The following is a 16,811-nucleotide window of genomic DNA, read 5'->3' as shown; positions in this document are numbered from 1 at the left end:
TCAGCCCTCCTGGGTGGTCCTCAGCACGGTCTCCCGGATGAAGAGGACGGTGACGAAGGCCAGCGCCGCGAACGGGGCGGCCCACAGGAAGACGGTGCCGACGCCGTGGCCGAAGGCGTCCGTCACCAGCGGCACGATCGGGGCCGGCAGCTTGGCCAGGTCCGGGATGCCGCCGCCGGTCGCCGCGGGCGAGGCCGGGACGTGCGCCGCGGCCAGGTTCTCGGCCAGGTAGTGGCCGACCTTGTTGGTCATCAGCGCGCCGAGCGCGGAGACGCCCATCGCGCCGCCCATGGTGCGGAAGAAGGTGACCACCGAGCTGGCCGCGCCGAGCTCGTGCCGGGGCACCGTGTTCTGCACCGCGAGCACCAGGTTCTGGCTGGTCAGGCCGAGGCCGACGCCGGTGATCGCCATGTAGAGGGAGAGCAGCGCGTAGTTCGTGTCGGCCCGGGCGGTGCCCAGCAGGCCGAAGCCGATGGCGAGCAGCGCGGTGCCGGAGACCAGGTAGGCCTTCCACTTGCCGTACTTGGTGATCAGCCGGCCGGCCACCGCGGAGGAGACCGCCAGGCCGAGGATCATCGGCAGGGTCATCAGGCCGGCCATGGTCGGGGACTTGGCGCGGGCCAGCTGGAAGTACTGGCTGAGGAAGGTGGTCGCGCCGTACATCCCGACGCCGACCAGCACGCTGGCGATGGCGGCCAGGGTGACGGTGCGGTACTTGAAGAGGCTCGGCGGGATGATCGGCTCGGCGGCGCGGCGCTCGATCACGACGGCCAGGACGCCCAGCACCAGGCCGCCGCCGACCATGGCCGCGGTCTGCCAGGACAGCCAGGCGTAGTTCTTGCCGGCCAGGGTGATCCAGATCATCAGCAGGCTGACCGAGGCGGTGATGACCAGCGCGCCCAGGTAGTCGATCTTCGCCTTGCGCTTGACCAGCGGCAGCTTGAGGGTGCGCTGCACCACCAGGATCGCGACCAGCGCGAACGGGATGCCGACGTAGAAGCACCAGCGCCAGCCCAGCCAGGAGGTGTCCACGATGACGCCGCCGATCAGCGGCCCGCCGATGGTGGCGAGCGCGAAGACCGCGCCGAAGTAGCCGCTGTACCGGCCGCGCTCGCGCGGCGGGACCATCGCGGCCAGGCAGATCTGGCCGAGCGCCACGACACCGCCGGCGCCGACGCCCTGGAGCGCGCGGCAGGCGATCAGCTCGCCGGTGTTCTGCGAGAGGCCGGCCAGCGCCGAGGTGCCGATGTAGATCAGCAGGGCGATCTGGAGCAGCAGCTTCTTGCTGACGAGGTCGGAGAGCTTGCCCCAGATCGGGGTGGAGGCGGTGAGGGTGAGCAGGGCCGCGGTGATCACCCAGGTGTACGCGGACTGGCCGCCGTGCAGGTCGGCCAGGATGTGCGGCAGGGCGTTGGAGACGACGGTCGAGGAGAGCACGGCCACGAACAGGCCGAGCAGCAGGCCGGAGAGCGCCTCCATCACCTGCCGGTGCGTCATCTGGGGACTGTCGGCCGCGGCGGCGGTTCCGCTCGCGGCCTCGGTGGTCACGGTCATCTGGGTCCTTCGGCGGGCGGGCGGGATGCGCGGATCATGAAATTTCGTTGCCGTAAGCAACCATAAAACGAGATGGTTGAATAAGGCAACTTTCTTCAAGGGCAAGTAAAACCCGCAGCTACGGGCCCTGTCGCACCGTCGGGGACCGCCCGGTCAGTCGGCCGCCGACTCCCCCAGCACGTCGTTGAAGCGGTGCAGCAGCTCCGCGAAACGGGTCACGTCCTCCGGCGACCAGCCGCCCATCACCTCGCGCACCCGCCGCATCCGGACGCCCTGCGCGGCCAGGTAGCGCCGCCGCCCGTCCTCGGTGAGCGAGACCAGCGCGGCCCGGCGGTCCAGCGGGTCCGTCTCCCGGGCCACCAGGCCCAGCTCCTCCAGCGTCCGGACCTGCCGGCTCACCGTCGCCTTGCCGACCGAGAAGTGCGCGCCGACGTCGGTCACCCGCACCGGCCCGGCCTGCTCGATGTAGCCGAGCAGGCTGTACGCCATCCCCTCCAGCCCGGGGTGCACCCGCCGTGAGAGTTCCGCCACTCTGGCCCGGCCCCGTCGGAACATCAGCGCGACCTCGCGCTCCACCGCCACCAGGGATTCCTCGTCACTCACCGCGCCAGTATCGCGCAGCGACGCCGGCGGCGGCCCGGCGCGGCCGGTGCGACAAGCCAACTACTTCATGGTATGAAGTATCGGTTCTGGAAGTACCGTTTTTCCCCATTACACGAGGAGATGTGGATGGCAGCCCCGGGGCAGGGTTTCATCGCCGAACTGAAGAGCGCGGTCACCCCGCGCGCGGCACTGCTCGTGATCGGCGTGCTGCTGCTCCAGCTCGGCTTCATCACCTCCTACATCGGGGCACTGCACAAGCCCGCCCCGCAGAACCTCTCCATCGCGGTGGTCGCCCCGCCGCAGGTCGCCCCCAAGCTGGTCGGCGCGCTGGAGTCGGTGCCGAACGACGCCGTCCGCGCCAGCACCGCGCCGGACGCCGAGACGGCGACCCAGCTGATCAAGGACCAGAAGCTCTACGCCGCGCTGGTCGTGGACCCGACCTCCACCCAGGACACCCTGCTGGTCGGCAGCGCCCGCGGCACCTCCGCCGCCAAGGCCGCCGAGTCCATCACCACCGCGATCGACCAGACCCAGGGCCGTACGGTCAAGGTCCACGACGTGGTGCCGCTCGCCAAGGGCGACACCAACGGCCTCTCCGCCTTCTACCTGGTGATCGGCTGGTGCGTCGGCGGCTACCTGGTCGCCTCGATCCTGGGCATCAGCGCGGGCTCCAAGCCGGCCAACACCCACCGCCTGCTGATCCGCCTCGGCGTCCTCGCGGTGTACTCGGTCGGCGCCGGCGTCCTCGGCACGGTGATCGCCGGGCCGGTGCTGGACGCCCTGCCGGGCTCGGTCCTCGGGCTGAGCGCCATCGGCGCCCTGGTGGTGTTCACGGTCGGCGCGTTCACCATGGCGCTGCAGTGCCTGTTCGACATCCTCGGGATCGGCGTCGCGGTGCTGATCTTCGTGGTGCTCGGCAACCCGAGCGCGGGCGGGGTCTACCCGGCGCCGATGACGCCGCCGTTCTGGCGGGCGATCGGCTCCTGGATCCCGAACGGCGCCGGTACCACCGCCACCAAGTCGGTCGCCTACTTCGGCTCCACCAACCTGGGGCTGCCGATCCTGGTCATGGTGGTCTGGGCGCTGATCGGCATCGGCGTCGCCCTGCTGGCCGTGCTGCGCGGCCCGCGCTCCGGCGGCCGCGAACTGGCCGCCACCGAGAGCTGAGCCCCGCACTCCTCCCGATCGTCACCGAGCCCCCGGCCGCCACGGCCGGGGGCTCGGGCGCGTTCGCCGCCGGGGCCCGCCGCTACCCGACCGGGCCCGGGTCGGCCACGACGGCCCGGACGACCCGCACCGCCGCGCCCAGCAGCGGGCCCCGGCGGCCCAGCCGGGAGACCGTCAGCCGCTCCTCCGACCAGGGCCGCACCGTCACCCGGGCGGCCAGCTCGGCCCGCATCGCGGGCAGCAGCCAGGGCGCCAGCCGGGCGTAGCCGCCGCCCAGCACCACCTCGGCCGGGTCCAGCAGGTTGACCGCGCCGGCGGCCGCGGTGCCGAGCGCGGTACCGGCCCCGGCCAGCGCCGCGAGGGCGGCCGGGTCCCCGGCCCCGGCGCGGTCGGCGAGCAGGGCCACCCAGTCGCCGCGGGCCCCGGTCAGGCCGGCCGCCCGCAGCACCGCCGCCTCGCCCGCGTACTGCTCCAGGCAGCCGTGCGCCCCGCAGGCACAGCGGGGCCCGCCGGGGTGGACCGGCACGTGGCCGAACTCCCCGGCGAAGCCGCCCGCCCCGCGCAGCAGCCGGCCGCCGACCACGATCGCCGCGCCGACCCCGGCCTCGGCGGAGACGTACAGGAAGTCCTCCGGGCCCTCGCCCAGCCAGCGCTCGGCCAGTCCGCCGAGGTTGGCCTCGTTGTCCGCCTCGATCGGCAGGTCGGCCAGTCCGCCCCCGGCCGCCCGCAGCGCGGGGCGCAGGGCGGCGGCCAGCGGGACGTCCTGCCAGCCCAGGTTGGCGGCCCGCTGGAGCATCCCGCCGGAGCCGCCGACCAGCCCGGGCACGGCCAGGGTGAGGGCGGCCGGGCGCAGCCCCGACTCGGCGACGGCCTCGTCCAGCAGGTGGGCGAGGTCGGCCATCACGGCGGCGGGCTCGCGGCCGTGGTTGGAGACCTCCCGGCGCCGCCAGGCGCGGACCTCCCCGCGCAGGTCGACCACGCAGGCGCCCAGGTGCCGCACGCCGATCTCGGCGCCGAGGCCGCCGGGCCCGGCCGGGTTGAGGCCGAGGGCGGTGCCGGGGCGGCCGACCTTGCCGCTGGGCGCGGCGGGGCCCTCCTCGACCACCAGGCCGGCGGCGATCAGCTGTTCGGCCAGCGAGGAGACGGCGGCCCTGGTCAGCCCCGTCCCGGCGGCCACCTCGGCGCGCGAGCGCGGCCCGCTCGCGATCGTCCCGAGCACCAGGGCCAGGTTGGCCCGGCGCATCCCCTGCTGGCTGGCGGGCCCGGTCCGGGCGGGGTCGGACTCGTGCACAAGGCTCACCTCGCCCCTTTTGCGTCCTTACGGCACATCCCGTGGCATCTCGGGTGCAGCGTAGCCGGGTTCCGGGGGCACCGTCGTCGGCACCGGGACGGGCTCGGCCGGGGCCGTCCCGGCGGGCGGGAAGACCCACCGCCGGATCGCCCAGTAGCGGAACAGCATCGCCACGAAGGTGCCGACGACCATCCCGCTGAGGTAGTCCGCGACCTCCTGCCGGAGCGGGTCGACGTACGGCTCGCGCAGGTCCAGGAGGTACCGGGAGACCGCCAGCGGGACGTCGTTGACGGCGATCGCCACCGCGCTGACCAGGACGAACACCAGCACCTCGCGCCGCCGGCCGTCGGCCCGCAGGGCCCGGAAGGCCCAGCGGCGGTTCAGCACGTACGAGACGACGGTGCCGATCACCGTCGCGACGGTCAGCGCGACCACCGGCTTGTGCTCCAGCACGGTGAACTTGAGCTCGAAGTCGATCACCGTGGTGAGCGCGAAGCAGCCGCTCCCGACCAGCAGGAACTTCACCAGCCGGCGGTGCCGCACCAGGAACGGGCGCAGCCGCTCGGGCACCCGGGCCAGGGCCCGCTGCGTGGGGGACGGCATCTCCGCAGTCTCGCACGCGGAGGTGCCGTCGGCCCCGCAGACCGCCGCGGCCCCGCGGAGCGCCGACGGGCCGCCCGGACCGCCGCTGGGGCGGCCCGGGCGGCGGCCGGAGCGGCGGCCCGGGGCGAGCCGGTCAGGCGGCGACCAGCACCGCGGCCCCGGCCGGCTCCAGCGCCAGCTCCAGCACCTCCCGGACGTCCGCCACCGGGTGGACGGTGAGCCGCTCCAGCACCTCGGCCGGGACGTCGTCCAGGTCGGCCTCGTTGCGCCTGGGGATGATCACCGTGGTGACCCCGGCCCGGTCGGCGGCGAGCAGCTTCTGCTTCACCCCGCCGATCGGCAGCACCCGCCCGGTCAGCGACACCTCGCCGGTCATCGCCACGTCGGTGCGCACCTTGCGCCCGGAGAGCAGCGAGGCCAGCGCCGTGGTCATGGTGATGCCGGCGCTCGGCCCGTCCTTGGGGATGGCCCCGGCCGGGATGTGCAGGTGCACGCCGCGGTCGCGCAGCGAGGTGACCGGCAGCTCCAGCTCGGCGCCGCGCGAGCGCAGGTAGGAGAGCGCGATGTGCGCGGACTCCTTCATGACGTCGCCCAGCTGCCCGGTGAGGGTCAGCCCGGTGCCGCCGGTCTCGGCGTCGGCCAGCGAGGCCTCGATGTAGAGGACGTCGCCGCCGGCGCCGGTCACCGCGAGGCCGGTGGCCACGCCGGGGACGGCGGTACGGCGCTCGGCCGGCTCCTGGGCGGACTCCGGCACGTGGTGCGGCCGGCCGATCAGGGCCCGCAGGTCCTCGGCGCCGACCGCGGCGGGCAGCTCGCGCTCGCCCAGCTCGGCCTGTGCGGCGATCTTGCGCAGCACCCGGGCGATCGAGCGCTCCAGGGTGCGGACGCCCGCCTCCCGGGTGTACTCCCCGGCGAGCCTGCGCAGCGCCGGCTCGTCCACGGTGACCTGCCCGCCGCCCAGACCGGCCTTCTCCAGCTGGCGCGGGAGCAGGTGGTCGCGGGCGATGACGACCTTCTCGTCCTCGGTGTAGCCGTCCAGCCGGACCAGCTCCATCCGGTCGAGCAGCGGCCCGGGGATGGACTCCAGCACGTTGGCGGTGGCGAGGAAGACGACGTCGGAGAGGTCGAGCTCGACCTCCAGGTAGTGGTCCCGGAAGGTGTGGTTCTGCGCCGGGTCCAGCACCTCCAGCAGGGCGGCGGCCGGGTCGCCCCGGTAGTCGGAGCCGACCTTGTCGATCTCGTCGAGCAGGACGACCGGGTTCATCGAGCCGGCCTCCTTGATCGCCCGCACCAGCCGGCCGGGCAGCGCGCCGACGTAGGTGCGCCGGTGGCCGCGGATCTCCGCCTCGTCCCGGACGCCGCCGAGCGCGACCCGGACGAACTTCCGGCCCATGGCGCGGGCCACCGATTCTCCGAGCGAGGTCTTTCCCGTTCCGGGCGGCCCGACCAGGGCCAGCACCGCTCCCCCGCGGCGGCCGCCGATCAGCCCGAGGCCCTGGTCGGCCCGGCGCTTGCGGACGGCCAGGTACTCGACGATCCGCTCCTTCACGTCGGCCAGGCCGGCGTGGTCGGCGTCCAGCACCGCGCGGGCGCCGGCGATGTCGTACGCGTCCTCGGTGCGCTCGTTCCAGGGCAGCTCCAGGACGGTGTCCAGCCAGCTGCGGATCCAGGAGCCCTCGGGCGACTGGTCGGAGGAGCGCTCCAGCTTGTCGACCTCCTTGAGCGCGGCCTCGCGGACCTTCTCCGGCAGGTCGGCGGCCTCGACCCGGGCGCGGTAGTCGCCCTCCTCGTCGGCCGGGTCGCCGTTCAGCTCGGCCAGCTCCTTGCGGACGGCCTCCAGCTGGCGGCGGAGCAGGAACTCCTTCTGCTGCTTGGCCACGCCCTCCTCGACGTCCTTGCGGATGGTGTCGTTGACCTCCTCCTCGGCGAGGTGGTCGCGCAGCAGGGCGAGCGCGTACTCCAGGCGGGCGACCTGGTCGGCCTCCAGCAGCACCTTGAGCTTCTGCTCGGCGGTGGCGAAGGGCGCGTAGCCGATGTTGTCGGCGAGCTCGCCGACGCCCTCGATCTGCGCCACCCGGTCGACGATCTGCCAGGCGCCGCGCCTGCGCAGCCACTGGGTGGACAGCGCCTTGTACTCCTTGACCAGCTCGGCGGCCCGGCCGGCCACCGGGGTGCCCACCGAGGACTCCGTGAACGGCGTGGTCTCCACCCAGAGGGCGGCGCCGGGGCCGGTGGTGCCGACCCCGATCCGGACCCGGCGCACGGCGCGCACCAGCGCGGCCGGCTCCCCGTCGGCCAGCCGGCCGACCTGCTCCACGGTGGCCAGCGTGCCGGCCGCCGCGTACGAGCCGTCCACCCGCGGGACCAGCAGGACCTGCGGCTTGCCGGCGCCGGTGGCGGCGGCCCGGGCGGCCTCGACGGCGGCGCGCACCTCGGTGTCCTTCAGGTCCAGCGGGACGACCATGCCCGGCAGGACGACCTCGTCGTCGAGCGGCAGCACGGGCAGGGTGAGCGGTGTGGACGTCGATGCCATGATCTCTCCCCAGTCAGTGAACTTGAGTCGACCTGACTAAGGCTTCACGGGCGCCGGATGTTCCCGGCCCCCTGTTCGCCGTGAGCGAACAGGAATCGGCGGGGAAAGCGCGGCACCCGACTTCGTCAAAAGAGCACCGGACACGCCTCGAAAAGTCCCGACGGGGAGCCCCGCGAGTCCAGGGAGGTCCGACCGGGCGACGGCGTCAGCGCGCCGCACGCACCCGCGCGGGCGCACCGCCCGCGGCCGCCGCGGCGGCCGGGCGCGGCCGGGGCGGGCGCCGCTCGGCCCGGCGCAGCCAGCGCCACAGCGCGACCCCGGTCAGCACCGCGGCCGGGTGCCCCACCCCGGTGATCACGTCCTTGTCGGTGGCGATCTGCTCGGCGATCATCAGCCCGGCGCCGCCCAGCGCGAGCAGCCGCCCGCGCCAGGAGAGCAGCCCGGCCACCGCGCCCAGGCAGGCGAGCACGCCGTAGCTGACCCCGATGTCCAGGTAGTCCATCGCCTCGGGCGCCATCCGCCCGGTCTCCACCGCGGTGATCACCACGCCCTGGGAGAGCAGTGTCGCCGCGACATGCCCGGCCGCGAACACCGCCGCGGCCCGGGCCGGGCCGACCCTGCGCTCCAGCGGGGCGAGGGTGAGGGCGAATCCCCACAGGTACGGCATCCACACCTCGCCGGCCACCCAGAACCCGCTCAGCACAAGGGCGCGCAAAGGATGCTGGAGCAGGTTGTGGCCGTCCGAACTGGAGGCCTCCTGCAGACGCTGGACGAGTTCCGGATCGGCGAGCCGGGCGAAGGTCGTGGTGGCTCCCACGACGGCGAGGTACCCGAGCGTGAAGGGCGTTCTCCGGGGCGTCGGCACCCGTTCCAGCAGCCATTCCAGGACGCCGGTGCGCAGCCCGAGGCGGAGCATTCCGTACGGCGCCCCCGCACTCCCGTACCCGTCGGCACCCCGCCCGAGTCCCGCCATGCCGCCTCCGCTCCACGCCGCAGCCACCGGCTCCCCGCCGGATGCCCAACGTACCGGCGCGCGCCGCGGATTCCGCCCGGCCGGGCGCTCACGTGGCCACGGTACGTCGAGGTTCTGAGAGGCACCTGAAAGAAGCCCGTGAAGACCGTCGCCGTAGCGGACCGCCGGATTCCCGACATTGGTCCAGACCTTCTCCCCATAAACGGGGCACCAGGGCCTCTGACCGGCGACTTGGCGTCAACTGCACTGCATACGTACCGTTACGCAGAGAAAATTCGACGGGTAAGGTATCGGCCCGTGCCCACTCGTGCAGTGGGTCCGAGGGCGGCCCGACAGCCGGCCCACGGGCCGGAAACGTCCGGTCCACCTGCCGGGAAGCATCCGCTGTCCGTACGCTGCGAAGTGCGCGGGAGAAGTGGGCGGCCGACCATCCGTCCTCGGCTCCCGATCGCGCGACGGGACGGCGGACCCGGCACAGTCCACGACGGAACAAGACTACGAGCGGAGCCCCGCCATCCCCACAGGTGGCCGGCCCGCAGCCCTGGGGGCGGTGGCGTGACCGTGACAGAGATTCAGCAGGACAACCACAACGCCGGCGGCACTGTGAGCAGCCAGCGCAGAGTCCTGGTGGTGGAGGACGAGCCCACGATCGCCGAGTCGATCGCCGCCCGGCTGGGCGCCGAGGGCTTCAAGGTCGCCGTGGCCCACGACGGCCCCGGCGCGGTCGACGGCTTCCACACCTGGCAGCCGGACCTGGTGGTCCTCGACATCATGCTGCCCGGCTTCGACGGCCTGGAGGTGTGCCGCCGGATCCAGGCCCAGCGCCCGGTGCCGGTGCTGATGCTGACCGCCCGCGACGACGAGACGGACCTGCTGGTCGGCCTCGGCGTCGGCGCGGACGACTACATGACCAAGCCGTTCTCGATGCGCGAACTGGCCGCCCGCGTCAACGTCCTGCTGCGCCGCGTCGAGCGCGCCCAGCAGGCCGCCCGCACGCCCGCGCTGGGCAGCCTGCGGTTCGGCGAGCTGGAGATCGACCACGTGCAGCGCCGGGTCCGGCTGGCCTCGGGCGACGTCCACCTGACGCCGACCGAGTTCGACCTGCTCGCCTGCCTGGCCGCCCAGCCGCGCGCCGTGCTCACCCGCGAGCAGCTGCTGGCCGAGGTCTGGGACTGGACCGACGCCTCCGGCACCCGCACGGTGGACAGCCACGTCAAGGCGCTGCGCCGGAAGATCGGCGCCAGCTGGATCCGCACCGTCCACGGTGTCGGATACGCGCTGGAGGCCCCGCTCTCCTAGGGCCTCCCAGGGCGACGGGCCACCGGGGGGCCCGCAGCCCGGACGACGCCGTGCCACCACGCGGGCCGACACCGCGGGGACCACAAGGAACCGATGACCTTTCCACAGCAACGCAACGGGGAATCCGCCGACACGCGGCCGCAGAACCTGGCCGCCCGTGCCGCCCGCCGGGTCTGGGCCGACATCCGGCCGCTCGACCCGGTCCGCTCGATCAAGGGCAAGCTCACCCTGCTCGTGATCGTCTCCGTGTGCCTGGCCACCGGGATGGTGGTCGTGGCGATCCGGTCCGAGACCCAGATCCGGATCATCATGGTCTTCTCCATGATCGCCTCACTGCTCTTCATGCAGTTCCTCGCGCACGGGCTGACCGCCCCCCTGCGCGAGATGACGGCCGCCGCCCGCGCGATGGCCTCCGGCGACTACAGCCGCCGGGTCGAGGTGAACTCGCGCGACGAGATCGGCGAGCTGGCGGCCGCCTTCAACGCCATGGCCGCCGACCTCCAGGCCGCCGACCGGCACCGCCGCGAGCTGGTCGCCAACGTCTCGCACGAACTGCGGACGCCGATCGCCGCGCTGCGCGCCGTCCTGGAGAACGTGGTGGACGGCGTCGTCCAGCCCAATCCGGCCACCCTGGGGGCGGCCCTGGAGCAGACCGAGCGGCTCGGCCGCCTGGTCACCCACCTGCTCGACCTCTCCAAGATCGACGACGGCGTGGTCGCCCTGGACGCCCGCCCCTTCGAGGTGCGCGAGTTCCTGGACGGCGTGCTGCGCGGGGTCACCGTGGACGGCGCGACGGCCGGCGGCGCCTTCTCCCGGCGCGGGGACGTCCGGCTGGCCCTGGAGGTCAGCCCGACCGGCCTGACCGGCGTGGCGGACCCGGAACGGCTCCACCAGGTGGTCGCCAACCTGGTCGACAACGCCTGCAAGCACTCCCCGCCCGGCGGCACCGTGACGGTGCGGGCGAGGCCGGAGGGCGAGGAGGGCGGCCTGCTGCTGGAGGTCGAGGACGAGGGCCCCGGCATCCCGCCGGCCGACCGCTCCCGGGTCTTCGAGCGGTTCAGCCGCAGCGGCACCGCGACCGCCGCCGGACCGGGCTCGGACGGCGGCACCGGACTGGGCCTGGCCATCGCCCGCTGGGCGGTGGACCTGCACGGCGGACGGATCGCGGTGGCCGAGTCCCCGCGCGGCTGCCGGATCGAGGTCCGGCTGCCCGCACGGCGTCAGAGCGACGGTCGGGACATTTGTCACAGATCCGACACAGCGGTCTACGAAGATCGTTAGAGGATTTGGCCGGGTTTTTGTCCGCTTTGGCCCCGGTATGCCCCCTGTTCGGCGCTGATCGGTTCCCCTCAGATACGGCTTTCTAACGCACTTTTTCAGCCAAAGTGCAGGTCAGCACTGTGATCTGGGCGACGCCTGGGCCCCGGGGACTGCGCGATCACTGGTCAGGGGCGTAGCCTTAATCCCCGCTGTCCAAACATCCCAAAAGGAAGCGGAAGAGGGCGGTTGCCGCCGTGTCGCCACAGTCCCCTGAAACCCCCAACAGCTCGGCAAGCTCCACTGGCTTCGGCCCCAATGAGTGGCTCGTCGACGAGATCTACCAGCAGTACCTCCAGGACCCGAACTCGGTCGACCGAGCCTGGTGGGACTTTTTCGCCGACTACAAGCCCGGTACCGAGGTGACCCCAGTGACCCAGGCCGCGACCCAGGCCGGCCCCGCGCCGACCCCTGCCGCTGCCCCCGCGCCCGCCGTCGCAGCCGCTGCTCCGGCCGCGCCCGCCGCCGCTCCGGCCGCTCCGGCGTCGGCCGCCCCGGCTCCGGCTCCGGCCGCCGCCCCGGCTCCGCTCGCCGCCGCGCCCGCCGCGCCCCCGGCCCCCAAGGCCGCCGCCCCGGCGCCGGCCGAGCCCGCTGCCGCCGCCGGCCCCGAGCTGATCCAGCTCCGCGGCCCGGCCAAGGCCGTCGCCACCAACATGGACGCCTCGCTGGAGGTGCCGACCGCGACCTCGGTCCGCGCCGTGCCGGCGAAGCTGTTGATCGACAACCGCATCGTCATCAACAACCACCTGCAGCGCGCCCGCGGCGGCAAGGTCTCCTTCACCCACCTGATCGGCTACGCCCTGGTCCAGGCCATCAAGGCCGCCCCGGGCATGAACTACAGCTACAAGGTGGAGAACGGCAAGGCCTTCCTGGTCAAGCCGGAGCACGTCAACCTCGGCCTGGCCATCGACCTGGTCAAGCCGAACGGCGACCGCCAGCTGGTCGTCGCGGCCATCAAGAAGGCCGAGACGCTCGACTTCTTCGGCTTCTGGCAGGCCTACGAGGACATCGTCCGCCGGGCCCGCGCCAACAAGCTGACCATGGACGACTTCACCGGCGTCACGGTCTCGCTGACCAACCCCGGCGGCATCGGCACCGTGCACTCCGTGCCGCGCCTGATGCAGAACCAGGGCACCATCGTCGGCGTCGGCGCCATGGAGTACCCGGCCGAGTTCCAGGGCTCCGCCCCGGAGACCCTGTCCCGGCTGGGCGTCTCCAAGATCATGACGCTGACCTCGACCTACGACCACCGCGTCATCCAGGGCGCGGCGTCCGGCGAGTTCCTGCGCGAGATCCACCGCCTGCTGCTCGGCGAAAAGGGCTTCTACGACGAGATCTTCGAGTCGCTGCGGATCCCGTACGAGCCGGTCCGCTGGGCCACCGACGTCGCCACCACCCACGACGACGAGGTCAACAAGACCGCGCGCGTCATGGAGCTGATCCACTCCTACCGGGTCCGCGGCCACCTCATGGCCGACACCGACCCGCTGGAGTACAAGCAGCGCAAGCACCCCGACCTGGACGTCACCACCCACGGCCTCACCCTGTGGGACCTGGAGCGCGAGTTCGCGGTCGGCGGCTTCGGCGGCCAGAAGATGATGAAGCTCCGCGACATCCTCGGCCTGCTGCGCAACACGTACTGCCGCACCGTCGGCATCGAGTACATGCACATCCAGGACCCGAAGCAGCGCAAGTGGCTGCAGGAGCGCCTGGAGAAGCCGTACGCGAAGCCCGAGCGCGAGGAGCAGCTGCGGATCCTCCGCCGCCTGAACTCGGCCGAGGCCTTCGAGACCTTCCTGCAGACCAAGTACGTCGGCCAGAAGCGCTTCTCGCTGGAGGGCGGTGAGTCGCTGATCGCGCTGCTGGACGCGACCATCGACTCCGCCGCCGAGCACCGCCTCGACGAGGCCGTCATCGGCATGGCCCACCGCGGCCGCCTGAACGTGCTGGCCAACATCGTCGGCAAGCCGTACGGCAAGATCTTCGGCGAGTTCGAGGGCAACCTCGACCCGAAGTCGATGCACGGCTCCGGCGACGTCAAGTACCACCTGGGCTCCGAGGGCACCTTCACCGGCCTGGACGGCGAGACCATCAAGGTCTCGCTCGCCGCGAACCCCTCCCACCTGGAGACGGTCGACCCGGTCGTCGAGGGCATCGCCCGCGCCAAGCAGGACATCCTGGACCAGGGCGGCACCACCTTCCCGGTGCTGCCGATCCAGGTCCACGGCGACGCGGCCTTCGCCGGCCAGGGCGTCGTCGCGGAGACCCTGAACATGTCGCAGCTGCGCGGCTACCGCACCGGCGGCACCGTGCACGTCGTGGTGAACAACCAGGTCGGCTTCACCGCCGCCCCGGCGTCCTCGCGCTCCTCGATGTACTGCACCGACGTGGCCCGCATGATCGAGGCCCCGATCTTCCACGTGAACGGCGACGACCCGGAGGCCGTGGTCCGCGTCGCGCGGCTCGCCTTCGAGTTCCGCCAGGCGTTCCACAAGGACGTGGTGATCGACCTCATCTGCTACCGCCGCCGCGGTCACAACGAGGCCGACAACCCGTCGTTCACCCAGCCGCTGATGTACGACCTGATCGACAAGAAGCGCTCGGTGCGCAAGCTGTACACCGAGGGCCTGATCGGTCGCGGCGACATCACCATGGAAGAGGCGGAGCAGGCGCTCCAGGACTTCCAGGGCCAGCTGGAGAAGGTCTTCGCCGAGGTCCGCGACGCGGCCCAGGCGCCGGCCGACGCCACCGCCGGCAAGCCGCAGGCCGACTTCCCGGTCTCCATCCAGACCGGCATCTCCCAGGAGATGGTCAAGCGGATCGCCGCCTCGCAGGTCAACCACCCGGACTGGCTGACCGTCCACCCGCGCCTGCTGCCGCAGCTGCAGCGCCGCGCCGCCTCGGTCGAGGACAACACCATCGACTGGGCGATGGGCGAGACCCTCGCCATCGGCTCGCTGCTGATGGAGGGCCACCCGGTCCGCCTGGCCGGCCAGGACAGCCGCCGCGGCACCTTCGGCCAGCGGCACGCCGTCCTGATCGACCGCAAGACCGGCGAGGACTACACCCCGCTGCAGTACCTCACCGAGGACCAGGCCCGCTACACCGTCTACGACAGCCTGCTGTCGGAGTACGCGGCCATGGGCTTCGAGTACGGCTACTCGCTGACCCGCCCGAACGCGCTGGTCATGTGGGAGGCGCAGTTCGGCGACTTCGTCAACGGCGCGCAGACCATGGTGGACGAGTACATCGCCTCCGCCGAGCAGAAGTGGGGCCAGCACTCCGGCGTCACCCTGCTGCTGCCGCACGGCTACGAGGGCCAGGGACCGGACCACTCGTCCGCCCGTCCGGAGCGTTTCCTGCAGATGTGCGCGCAGGACAACATGACGGTCGCGATGCCGACCCTGCCGTCGAACTACTTCCACCTGCTGCGCTGGCAGGCGCACAACCCGCACCACAAGCCGCTGGTCGTCTTCACCCCGAAGTCGATGCTGCGTCTGAAGGCCGCGGCGAGTGCGGCGGAGGAGTTCCTGTCCGGCTCGTTCCGCCCGGTCATCGGCGACTCCACCGTCGACCCGGCGCAGGTCCGCAAGGTGGTCATCACCGCCGGCAAGTTCTACTACGACCTGGCGGCGGCCCGCGCCGAGCGCGGCGTCACCGACACCGCGATCGTCCGGGTCGAGCGGCTCTACCCGCTGCCGGTGGCCGAGCTCCAGGAGGAGCTGGCCCGCTACGGCGACAACGTCCAGTTCGTCTGGGCGCAGGAGGAGCCGGCCAACCAGGGTGCCTGGCCGTTCATCGCGATGAACCTGGTCGACCACCTCCAGGTCGTCATCGGCCGCACCGGCGGCGACGCCCGTCTGCGCCGCGTCGCCCGTACCGCCGCCTCGTCCCCGGCGGTCGGCTCGGCCAAGCGGCACGCCGCCGAGCAGCAGGCACTGGTCGAGGAGGTCTTCGCGCTCTGACGAGCCGAAGCCCGACGCTCTCCACACCCGCGGCCCCGTCCTCCCCACCGGGAGGGCGGGGCCGCGGGCGTTCGCCGGGCCACCACCGGTACGACGGCCGACCGGCCCGGACTATCCTGACCAGGTCAATCCCCACCGGACCGGAGCGAACCGTGTACTTCACCGACCGAGGCATCGAGGAGCTGGAGAACCGGCGCGGCGAGGAGGAGGTCACCCTGGGGTGGCTGGCCGAGCAGCTGCGCACCTTCGTCGACCTCAACCCGGACTTCGAGGTCCCGGTCGAGCGGCTGGCCACCTGGCTGGCGCGGCTCGACGACGAGGACGACGAGTGACCCGGTGACGGCCGCCGTGAGGCCCGGGAGGCAACCGCCTCCCGGGCCTCGCGCGTGTCCGGGCGCGGAAGGGCGCGGAAGGGCGCGGAGGGATGCGGAGGGATGCGAAACCCCGGGGGGCCTCGTAGGGGAGGACTCGGGGACGGGTCGGGGACGGATCGGGGTCGGGTTCGGGGGTCGGGGCGCTTGACTCTGCCAGCACGCGATATATCGTCTTTAGAAGAGAACGCGATACATCGCGATCGACAACGGGAGGCGACGGACATGAGCCAGTGGACGGTCGAGGGCACCGAGAGGATCACCTTCGACGAGCCGGTGCGCGCGCTGCACGTGCGGACCATCGAGGGCACGGTGAACGTGGTGGCGGCCGACGGCCCGACCCGCCTGGAGGTCACCGAGCTGGCCGGCGAGCCCCTGCACGTGACCCTGGTGGACGGCGTCCTGACGGTCACCTACAAGGACATCCACAGCTGGGGCGAGTTCGGCGACCGGCTCAAGTCGGTCGGCTCGGTGAAGGACCTCTTCGGCTCCTTCAAGCGCAAGCGGATCGCCGCCGTGACGGTGACCGTCCCGACCGAGGTCGAGGTCAAGGTCGGCACCGTGTCGGCCGACACCACCGTCAGCGGCGTCAGCGGGCACGTCTCGGTGCAGAGCGCCAACGGCGACACCACCCTCGCCGGGGTCACCGGCCAGATCGAGGCCGGCACCGTCACCGGTGACGTGGACGCCCACGCGGTCGGCGGCCGGCTCAAGGTCAACACCGTCTCCGGGCAGCTCACTGTGATCGCCGGCACCGCCGACCGGGTCCAGGCCAACACCGTCACCGGCGCCGTCACCCTGGACCTCGACGTGGCCGGCGAGACCGACGTCAAGGTCAACACCGTCAGCGGCGCCGTCGTGATCCGGATCCCCTCGCTGGCCGACGCCACCGTCGAGGCCGGCTCCACCAGCGGCGACGTCTCCAGCACCTTCGAGGAGCTCCAGATGAGCAGCACCTGGGGCGCCAAGAAGATCTCCGGCCGCCTCGGCGAGGGCCGCGGCAGCCTCCACGTCACCACCGTCTCCGGCGCGGTCACCGTGCTGCGCCGCCCCGAGGCGGAGGAGGACGGCCCGGTCGTGGTCAAGGAGCTCCCGGCCGGCCCGGGCACCCCGAACCTCACCAAGGAGGCCTGAG

Annotated in this window: 12 protein-coding genes; 6 read left to right on the top strand and 6 right to left on the bottom strand. The window is 72.7% G+C overall.

Annotated elements, in window-relative coordinates:
- Together ACFY4B_RS15450 and ACFY4B_RS15445 are read right to left on the bottom strand one after the other, a co-directional pair.
- Complete coding sequence (locus ACFY4B_RS15450) at positions 1 to 1,554, bottom strand: MDR family MFS transporter (protein WP_049658083.1); 1,554 nt, start codon at positions 1,552 to 1,554, stop codon at positions 1 to 3.
- A gap of 153 nt (positions 1,555 to 1,707) precedes the next feature.
- Positions 1,708 to 2,157 carry a MarR family winged helix-turn-helix transcriptional regulator gene (locus ACFY4B_RS15445; protein WP_234348623.1) on the bottom strand — a complete coding sequence of 150 codons (450 nt, stop codon included), beginning with the start codon at positions 2,155 to 2,157 and terminating at the stop codon, positions 1,708 to 1,710.
- Between the two features lie 126 nt (positions 2,158 to 2,283).
- Between ACFY4B_RS15445 and ACFY4B_RS15440 the strand changes: the two genes are divergently transcribed.
- The gene (locus ACFY4B_RS15440; RefSeq protein ID WP_375876493.1) at positions 2,284 to 3,324 is read left to right on the top strand and encodes a DUF3533 domain-containing protein; all 1,041 of its coding nucleotides are present in this window, start codon (positions 2,284 to 2,286) and stop codon (positions 3,322 to 3,324) included.
- 82 nt (positions 3,325 to 3,406) lie between these two features.
- Here ACFY4B_RS15440 and ACFY4B_RS15435 read toward each other — a convergent pair whose 3' ends face one another.
- The 4 genes from ACFY4B_RS15435 to ACFY4B_RS15420 form a co-directional block, all read right to left on the bottom strand.
- A complete protein-coding gene (locus tag ACFY4B_RS15435) occupies positions 3,407 to 4,567 on the bottom strand; it encodes an ROK family protein (protein WP_387968364.1) in 1,161 nt (386 codons plus the stop codon).
- A 75-nt stretch (positions 4,568 to 4,642) separates the two neighbouring features.
- Positions 4,643 to 5,218 carry a GtrA family protein gene (locus tag ACFY4B_RS15430; protein ID WP_387968249.1) on the bottom strand — a complete coding sequence of 192 codons (576 nt, stop codon included), beginning with the start codon at positions 5,216 to 5,218 and terminating at the stop codon, positions 4,643 to 4,645.
- A gap of 133 nt (positions 5,219 to 5,351) precedes the next feature.
- Positions 5,352 to 7,751 carry an endopeptidase La gene (gene lon / locus ACFY4B_RS15425; RefSeq protein WP_387968247.1) on the bottom strand — a complete coding sequence of 800 codons (2,400 nt, stop codon included), beginning with the start codon at positions 7,749 to 7,751 and terminating at the stop codon, positions 5,352 to 5,354.
- 205 nt (positions 7,752 to 7,956) lie between these two features.
- The gene (locus ACFY4B_RS15420; RefSeq protein WP_387968243.1) at positions 7,957 to 8,724 is read right to left on the bottom strand and encodes a rhomboid-like protein; all 768 of its coding nucleotides are present in this window, start codon (positions 8,722 to 8,724) and stop codon (positions 7,957 to 7,959) included.
- A gap of 561 nt (positions 8,725 to 9,285) precedes the next feature.
- On the opposite strand from ACFY4B_RS15420, the gene ACFY4B_RS15415 reads away from it, so the two are divergent.
- The 5 genes from ACFY4B_RS15415 (at position 9,286) to ACFY4B_RS15395 (ending at position 16,810) form a co-directional block, all read left to right on the top strand.
- Entirely contained in the window at positions 9,286 to 10,023 is a 738-nt protein-coding gene (locus ACFY4B_RS15415; protein WP_181970677.1) for a response regulator transcription factor, read from the top strand.
- Between the two features lie 93 nt (positions 10,024 to 10,116).
- Positions 10,117 to 11,304: a cell wall metabolism sensor histidine kinase WalK gene (locus tag ACFY4B_RS15410; protein WP_082346227.1), complete on the top strand. Its 1,188-nt coding sequence runs from the start codon at positions 10,117 to 10,119 to the stop codon at positions 11,302 to 11,304.
- Between the two features lie 233 nt (positions 11,305 to 11,537).
- A complete protein-coding gene (locus ACFY4B_RS15405) occupies positions 11,538 to 15,305 on the top strand; it encodes a multifunctional oxoglutarate decarboxylase/oxoglutarate dehydrogenase thiamine pyrophosphate-binding subunit/dihydrolipoyllysine-residue succinyltransferase subunit (protein ID WP_387968241.1) in 3,768 nt (1,255 codons plus the stop codon).
- A gap of 152 nt (positions 15,306 to 15,457) precedes the next feature.
- Complete coding sequence (locus tag ACFY4B_RS15400) at positions 15,458 to 15,637, top strand: DUF6104 family protein (RefSeq protein WP_049649445.1); 180 nt, start codon at positions 15,458 to 15,460, stop codon at positions 15,635 to 15,637.
- A 264-nt stretch (positions 15,638 to 15,901) separates the two neighbouring features.
- Complete coding sequence (locus tag ACFY4B_RS15395) at positions 15,902 to 16,810, top strand: DUF4097 family beta strand repeat-containing protein (protein WP_074001425.1); 909 nt, start codon at positions 15,902 to 15,904, stop codon at positions 16,808 to 16,810.
- The last annotated feature ends 1 nt before the right edge of the window (position 16,811 follow it).

The sequence above is a fragment of the Kitasatospora sp. NPDC001261 genome, from assembly GCF_042896795.1.
Taxonomy (GTDB): domain Bacteria; phylum Actinomycetota; class Actinomycetes; order Streptomycetales; family Streptomycetaceae; genus Kitasatospora.
The sequence above is the reverse complement of the archived record's forward strand: the minus strand, read 5'-3'. Positions and strand labels throughout refer to the sequence as shown.